This window comes from Enterococcus sp. 5B3_DIV0040 (assembly GCF_002140755.1).
GTDB classification, from domain to species: Bacteria; Bacillota; Bacilli; order Lactobacillales; family Enterococcaceae; genus Enterococcus_D; species Enterococcus_D casseliflavus.
This window is the reverse complement of record NZ_NGLC01000002.1, coordinates 164,409-172,040: the sequence shown is the minus strand read 5'-3', so window position 1 is coordinate 172,040 and position 7,632 is coordinate 164,409. Positions and strand designations below refer to the sequence as shown.

At 28.9% G+C, this 7,632-nt stretch carries 5 protein-coding genes and 1 pseudogene; 5 read left to right on the top strand and 1 reads right to left on the bottom strand.

Annotated features, from left to right (window positions below; translation table 11 throughout):
- Positions 1–85: 85 nt before the first annotated feature.
- Positions 86–1,384: a hypothetical protein gene (locus tag A5883_RS13130; RefSeq protein WP_086338819.1), complete on the top strand. Its 1,299-nt coding sequence runs from the start codon at positions 86–88 to the stop codon at positions 1,382–1,384.
- A 74-nt stretch (positions 1,385–1,458) separates the two neighbouring features.
- Positions 1,459–2,562 carry a DUF3800 domain-containing protein gene (locus A5883_RS13125; protein WP_086338818.1) on the top strand — a complete coding sequence of 368 codons (1,104 nt, stop codon included), beginning with the start codon at positions 1,459–1,461 and terminating at the stop codon, positions 2,560–2,562.
- A 328-nt stretch (positions 2,563–2,890) separates the two neighbouring features.
- On the opposite strand, the pseudogene A5883_RS19555 reads toward A5883_RS13125, so the two are convergent.
- A pseudogene (locus A5883_RS19555) lies at positions 2,891–3,610 on the bottom strand (tyrosine-type recombinase/integrase); the annotation flags it as partial.
- Positions 3,611–4,606: 996 nt separating this feature from the next.
- Between A5883_RS19555 and A5883_RS13110 the strand changes: the two are divergent.
- From A5883_RS13110 to A5883_RS13100, 3 genes are read left to right on the top strand one after another with little or no spacing between them, the layout of a single operon-like run.
- Complete coding sequence (locus tag A5883_RS13110) at positions 4,607–5,563, top strand: ABC-three component system protein (RefSeq protein WP_086338817.1); 957 nt, start codon at positions 4,607–4,609, stop codon at positions 5,561–5,563.
- A gap of 33 nt (positions 5,564–5,596) precedes the next feature.
- On the top strand, positions 5,597–5,851 hold the full coding sequence (locus tag A5883_RS13105; protein WP_086338816.1) for an ABC-three component system middle component 6: 255 nt from the start codon (positions 5,597–5,599) through the stop codon (positions 5,849–5,851).
- Positions 5,842–7,590, top strand: a complete 1,749-nt coding sequence (locus tag A5883_RS13100) for a DUF2326 domain-containing protein (protein WP_086338815.1) — start codon at positions 5,842–5,844, stop codon at positions 7,588–7,590. The genes A5883_RS13105 and A5883_RS13100 overlap by 10 nt, the downstream gene beginning before the upstream one ends.
- Positions 7,591–7,632: the final 42 nt, after the last annotated feature.

Sequence of the window (7,632 nt, the reverse complement as noted above, 5' to 3'; positions counted from 1 at the left end):
GGTTTGTGTAATTATAAAATGGAAAAATTCATTTAAAGGAATTACCAAGATATTTTTTTCTGAGGAAATTTAAGGAGGGAAACTGATGAATTATATAGAATTTAGAGATTATTTTTGTGAGTTCTTTAGATTTGATATAGTGGAAAAAGGAAATGAGACATATTTTACAATACCAAGATTTTCTGATGCTAAGAATTGGTTCTCTGAAAAAAATATGAGAGAAATATATGATAAATTAGAAAATTTTTCTTTTGATCAGGCGACTATGTATAATAGTAAATATATGGAAGTGATCCTAGAGAATGATTCACGTAATTCTTTATTATTCAATTTCAGAAATGATCAAGATGATGAATGTCTAAAATTGAATGATGACCAAAATGGGATTTTATACGAGATATCTACCATTTCTCCCGAATTACTAGTATATCTGATAAAAAGAACTATTGAGAAAATCTTTTTAAAAAAAAGCAAAAAAAAAATGGATTCTCGTTTTTTCAATAGTTTAAGATATATGAGCATACATTCTTCTTATAGCGAAAGAAATAGTGAAGAATTTGAAAATTTATCAATAATTGATTTTCTTTTTAAATCTTTAAGAGGGAGATTTGTTTCGCTCAAAATTGCTTCTGATAAAAATAAATCTTTTGAGTCTTTTGTTAATTTAAAAAATGGTTATATCTTCAATACGATGTATTCAACAGATAAAGCATTGAATGACTGTGTAGAATTTGACTTAGTTCTCTTTTATTCTAGGACAAAAATTGATAGGACAATACAACAATTAGAAGTTGCCCCACTGAAAACATACAATGGGGATATTATTAATTATTATAAAAAAGCTATGTCATCAATAGATCCATATATTCAATATATTTCTTTTTACCATGTTCTAGAGTATTTTTATGATGAAACTTATTTTCGATATCTTGTAAAAGACATGAGAGAGAAAATAACACATCCTGATTTTTCCTACAAGAGTGATGAAGAATTACTTAAACTTGCTAAATTCGCACAGAACAGGCTACGTCAATTTGGTGAAGATGGTCAGGGAAATGAATTAGAATCTTTGAAATATGTATTAAAAGAATTTATAGATATTTCAGATTTAAAGAATAAATTAAGTGTGGACGATGTTAATTACTATTCATGCAGTAAAGTAACATTTTCTGATGGTCCTGTAGTAACTTTTGAAAATGAGAACGGATTTGGACCTATTGCAAAACGAATATACTTTACTAGAAATTCTTTAGTTCATAGTAAAAGTGGAAAAAAAGATTTGACATATCATCCTTATAATCATGAGGTGATATTGAAAAAAGAAGTTCCATTAATAAAAAAAATAGCAGAGATGACTATCATAAATTCTGCTAGTTTGATTTAAAAATAAACAACTATTTAAAAGATTTTATAGAAAAAGCTGCTCAAACTAGACTATAGAAAGAAGTAAAGTATTTAATGGACTATACAAAAGTTGTTAAGACTATTTCAGAACTTCATAACGTTCCAAAAATGGACAAAGAATATGAACTTTACTATGATGAGACTAATAACTCACGTGTTTTTCGTTTAACAGATGATGGTTTTAATTTTAATGAGAAAGCATATTTCATATTAGGAGGACTTGCATTTGAGAAAGGAAAGTATCCAAGTGAGGATAGTTTAAAGAATCTCGTAGAAAAGTTGAAAGTTCAGCAGAATTCCATGGAAATAAAATTTAAGCATATTCAGCAGAAAGCTAAAGTATTTTTGGAATTGATTTCTAAAAAACGTGTTAGAGATTTTATTGAGTGGCTGTATGATAATAAATGCTGGATTCATTATTCCTATAGAGATAATTTTTATTATAGTATAGTTGATATTGTAGATTCACTTGAAGAATCTTCTTTTGGAGGTTTCGAGTTTAATAGAGGGCTAAAAAGTACTTTATATGACTGTATTACTAAAGATAAAGATTGGTTTATTCATTTGATGATTTACTTTGACTATCCTAATATAAAAGATCATAACCAATTTATTGATGAAATATTGAATTGGTTTGAGAGAATAAACCCCGATGGAAATAATTTTGATATTGAATATTTGAGGCAAAGTATGAAAAGTCATAGAAAGGATATTCTGATATTTTTAGAAGGTAATACTGACAGGGTTTTGATTGAAAATTACGCAGATATCTATAGAAATTCAATCCTTATTTTTTATAATTCTATTCATGTGTTCGATGAGGAATTAGAAATACAAAAAATTTTGGATAAAAACACAATTGAAGTGTTTGGAAAAAAAGTTTCATACGAATTTGTTAAATCAGACAATTCAATATTTGTTCAATTATCAGATTTAACTGTAGGAATTCTAAGGATGTGGATGGGATTTTTAGAGAGTCACAGTATTTCTGAGTTAAACGAATTATTCTTAAATTTACCAGTTGCACAAAAACAAACCATAATTCAGTTTCAGAGCTTAATGTACAATTCGCTTTTAGAAAGTTTTGGTTTCAAACATGGCTCTGGTAGCAATCAATTTGAAGAGAAAATAAATTATTTTATGGAATATAATTTCTGATATTTAGAAAATATTTATAGTATCTGTTTCGGCTCGCATATTTTTGTTTAAAAAGTTGACACCATTGATTTCAAATTTCTTGAAACCCACTGAAATTTTCAAATATGAATCACGCTGTATCCATTGATGCTAAAGGGTTTTGAAACTCATTCAAATTCCAATAATCGAACCAGGTCTTAAGAAAGCTCGTAAAGCTTAACAGTTTTCAAAACGTTAATATTCGCTTTATATCAACATTACAAACGCCTTTTGGTTACCACCATCTGGCGTTTTTTTGTTGATTACGAGAAAAGTTGACCCTATAATTCACTCCATTTCCACACAAATCGTTTTTTTTATTTCGATAGGCGATTTCGCCAACAGTTATTGGAACGACATTAGAGACGTTTACATAGGTTTTAGTAGTGCTTGTAACGCTATGTGTCAGAGCTTCTGACATCTTTTCAAGTGACACACCTGATTGACGTGCTAGTGTCGCTACAGTGTGTCTCAATTTGTGTGGAGTCGCATGTTTCAGCTCTGGATGTCTATTTCTAACAGCCTTCATTATACTGTTTAAATAGTCAGCATGTAAACGACTTTTAACATTTTTTTTGGTATCAATATAGGTAAATACATATTGTTTGTTCGTTTGAATGATATTAACATGTGCTAGTTCTTTTGGCTGTTGCAATTTCTAAGAGTGAAGCAGAGTAATCAATTCATTTGGGACTGAGAAGACGGTTTTTTCATTTCCTTATTTTCAATAGTTACATCAGAAGGAGGCTTATCAGTCGAAGTAGTTTGACCAGCTTTATAAGCTTCCCACCAAACATTTTTGTAAAAGTCAGAGAAAAGAATATCTGTATCCACCTCATGAACAGATAGATAACCACCATTTAAGATTTTGTCTATTTTATTACGTGTCTCAAGCTCGAATTTTTTTCATCTCCACTTATTTTAAAACGTTTTTCTAAAGTCTTTGAAACAACCCCAAAAGAAGCTCAGGCTTCTTCGGAAAGATACACTCTAAGTCTGTATATTTCATTTTTGTTTTAGTTATTGTCATGATAAAGCTCTCCTTTGCTTCTGAGCTAGAATGTTATCATATACTAATTATAAAATAACCAGGCATGCTTCTCTAATCCTTTAATCCATTTATGGATTTCGTGTCTATCGAATATAGCAGTTTTGCTAATTTTAATCACAAGCTTGTTCTTTATTTAAGTAAGGCCCTTATAATCCGCCATTGTGTAATTGGTTGTTTAGCTCTTGTTTTATAAGTTCAGTTAGCAACAGTTGAATTTCCTTTATTTGTTCAGCTGGTAGGATTACTTTCATATGAATTACCTCTTGATCCATTTATTGTATTTTAAAATAATAGAATTGAAGAATAGTTTATTATTACTACTTCTTTGATTTCATAGACTTTTTTCCATTGCTTTGGCCGGTGCTAGAAGCAAGTCTTTTGTCATTTTCCATTTCATATTTGTTTTAAATATATCCATGATTTTAACGGGATCATCTTTTTTTGAACAGTAGATTAATAATTATTGTGATTTTATTATATGAAAAAAAAGAATTATTGGGTAAGAATAGCCACGATAGAGTTACAAAAAGCGAATCAAATTTTTAATCAAGAGGTAAATAATTCAGAGTATATCAATGGAAAAATGGTTTTCCAGAAAAATTTTATAACTATTCTGATGTTTATCGTCTTTGGAGACTAATTGATGAAGGCAGTGGCAAGACTCTAAAAGAGGTATACAACCTTCTAGAACAACAGCAATTTTATGAAGATCAATTATCAATTCAAGAAGAAATAAAATATCTACAATAAGATATTGCTTCATCTGCACGAATGTCTGCGATAGCATCTACATCTGTTAATACAGCAAAAATGTATTCAAGGGTAAAATAGAGGAGTATAGTGGAATTATAGTCTGAAAAACTAGCTTACGATTTTCGTGAGCTTTTTTGATTATTAGGTTTAAAATAATGCTATCTAAAGGCATATTCTATGATAAAATCAAATCAGATAATATAAAGTGAATGGTGAATATTTATGGATAGACAAACAAAATATATTTGTAGATTACGGTTTCAGAACTTAATTTACTCATCTGATGCCCAAGCCTTTGAAGATTTATTTGTAAAGATAATGAGCAAAACGTATCCAAATTTTCATTCTGTAAAGCCGCAAGGTTCTCATGGAGACATGAAAAATGATGGTTATATCGGAGAAGAAGGCATTTATTTTCAGGTTTATGGACCAGAGAATATAGAAAAGAGTATATCTGATGCTAGAAAAAAAATAGAAACTGATTTTACAGGTTTAATTAAACAGTGGGATGGTGTCAAAGAATTTTATTTTGTAGTAAATGATAAATATAAAGGTGTAGGCGCAAAGATACACAAAGAGCTTCAAGGATTGAAAGATATTCTAAAAGAAATAGGTCAAGATAATGATATCAAAACAAATTTAATGGGGCCAAGAGATCTTGAGAATTTGATTTTAGAATTGGATTTAGATACAGTGTTTTCAATAATTGGCTATTTACCAGAAAGCATTGACGGAATTGATCTTGATTATGCAGCTTTAACAGAAGTGATAGATTTCATTTTGAAGCTTCCTGTCAGTAGTGGAAAAGATAAGTTAGCTGTTCCAGATTTCAATGACAAAATACTATTTAACTTTGGCAATAACGATGGTAAAATAATTAGTTCAGCAGTCGCTGATAGAATAAGAAGATATAGCGAAAATTATGGAGACATAGAAATTTTCTTTATGAACCAAGGAAATCTTATTCGATCTGAGCTCCAAAAAAGATTTTCAGAATTATATTCTGAGTCCAAAAAAATAATTTTAGATGATAGTGATAATTATCCTGATTTAAGGTATATGTATATGTTAGAGGAATGCCTTCCTTCAGAAGATAAAACTTTTGGAAACATGGTAGCTGTAGAGTCGCTATTTGCATACTTTTTTGAGACTTGCGATATATTTGAGGAACCTAAATGAATTTTACATAAAAAATATAGGGGGGTGAAAGGATTGATTTTACCAGAGAAACATATTTATTTATCTGAAACATTATATGGGTTAGGTGGTCTAATTCTTTCATCATTTAGAAGCTCAGATACTCACTTAACTGTCGATGAACTTTGGGTAAAGCTTGAAAAAAAAAATAAAACAAAAAATTTAATTGTAGATTTAACATTTGATAAGTTTATTTTAAGTATAGATTTTTTATTTTTAATGGGAGCATTAGATTTAAAGGAAGGAGGTAAGCTGAATTTATGCACTTAGTATGGTTGTCTGCTAATAAGTATTCATTTCATGATATTAAATTTAAAAAAGGTATTAACTATATAGTTGGGAAAAAATTTGATAACGAAGTTTTTGATAAAAAATCCACTTACAATGGGGTTGGCAAGTCCTTAATTATCGAATTAATTCATTTTTGCTTAGGGAGTAATAAGATTACTTCTTTTGAAGAGAATCTGAATGAATGGGAGTTTATTTTACAATTTGAAGCTAAGGGTAGTCAGCATACTGTTATTAGGAGCTGTAAAAATCAAAATGATATTTATTTAGATGGTGAAATATATGGATTGAATAAATTTAAATTGAAAGTCATGGAACTAATTTTTGATTTTTCATCGGAGACAGCTATTAGTGAAATTACTTTTAGAACATTAATTTCAAGATTTATTAGAAGAAATAGAGCATCGTACACTTCATACAAAAGTTATGTAAAAAACGAATCGGAATATAGCTCTTTAATAAATAACAGTTATTTATTAGGATTAGATGTAGGATTGATAGAAGCTAAAAAAGATAATAGAAAAAAAGAAGAAGCTCTGAGAAAGACGCAAGCGACTTTGGAGCAGGACTCCATAGTCAAACAATATTTTCAAAACAATGATGATACTGATTTGCAAATATTAGAGATCAAAGACAAAATTGCTGAATATGAACAAACGATTAAAGAATATAGAATTGCTGAAAATTACAATGATTTAGAAGAAGAAGCTACGCAGCTTCAAACTAAGAGAAGAGAACTAGAGAATAAAAGAGTTTTACTTCAAAAGAGATTAAATTCAATAAAAAAAGGACTTAAGTTATCACCTAATTTAACTTTAAATGAAGTTAGTAAGATGTATGAAGAAGCTAATGTTTTATTTCCAAGTAATGTGCTAAAGCGATTGGAAGAAGTGACTACGTTTCATGATCAACTTATATCTGTTCGTAAAAATAGATTGTTACAACAACAAAAGGAAACCTCTGAAAAGATAGAAATTTTAACTAAAGAGATAACGTCAAAAGGTCATCAGTATGATGAAATATTGAAAACTTTAGATACTCATGGTGCATTAGATGAGTATAACGCTGTTATCCAACGTAAGGGAGAACTAGAAAGACAGTATCAAAAATTGTCAGAATATCGTGAAATGTTATCAGAAATTGAATTGGAGCTTTCCAAAACTAAAGAAATTTTTGAAAAAGAGAATACAGATACTTTAAAATATATTCATGATAATCAAAACCTTATTGATAATATTAGAGGGACTTTCAGAGGATTGGCTAAACAATTTTATAATGACAAGCCAAGTGGTATAGAGATAAAGCTAAACAATGGTGATAATCAAAAAAGATTTAATATTGAAGCCAAGATTGTAGGAGATTCGTCTGATGGTATTAATGAGGTTACGATTTTCTGTTTTGATTTAACTCTATTATTACTACGTAATACAGAAATAAGAATGATTTTTCATGATAGTAGATTATTAGCTAATATGGACCCTCGTCAAAGACTAGCTTTATTAGAAGTATTGGAAAATGAAATTGGTTATTCAGATAATAGTGAGTTTCAATATATAGTATCACTTAATCAAGATATGATTACAAGTTTAAAAGAGGTTATTAAAGAAGAAGAATATGAAGTTGTCTCACAGTTGATAGCTGATAATACTATTCTTGAGTTAACGGATGAATCTAGTGAAACTAAACTTTTAGGTATGGATATAGATTTAAAATATGATTAAAAATGATAAATTTTTAACAAGAGATATTTATATAACAAAGTC

Excerpts from the sequence above, each read along its gene's own strand:
- A5883_RS13100 (WP_086338815.1), top strand. The coding sequence starts at position 5,842 with ATGCACTTAGTATGGTTGTCTGCTAATAAGTATTCATTTCATGATATT.
- A5883_RS13125 (WP_086338818.1), top strand. The coding sequence starts at position 1,459 with ATGGACTATACAAAAGTTGTTAAGACTATTTCAGAACTTCATAACGTT.
- A5883_RS13110 (WP_086338817.1), top strand. The coding sequence starts at position 4,607 with ATGGATAGACAAACAAAATATATTTGTAGATTACGGTTTCAGAACTTA.
- A5883_RS13130 (WP_086338819.1), top strand. The coding sequence starts at position 86 with ATGAATTATATAGAATTTAGAGATTATTTTTGTGAGTTCTTTAGATTT.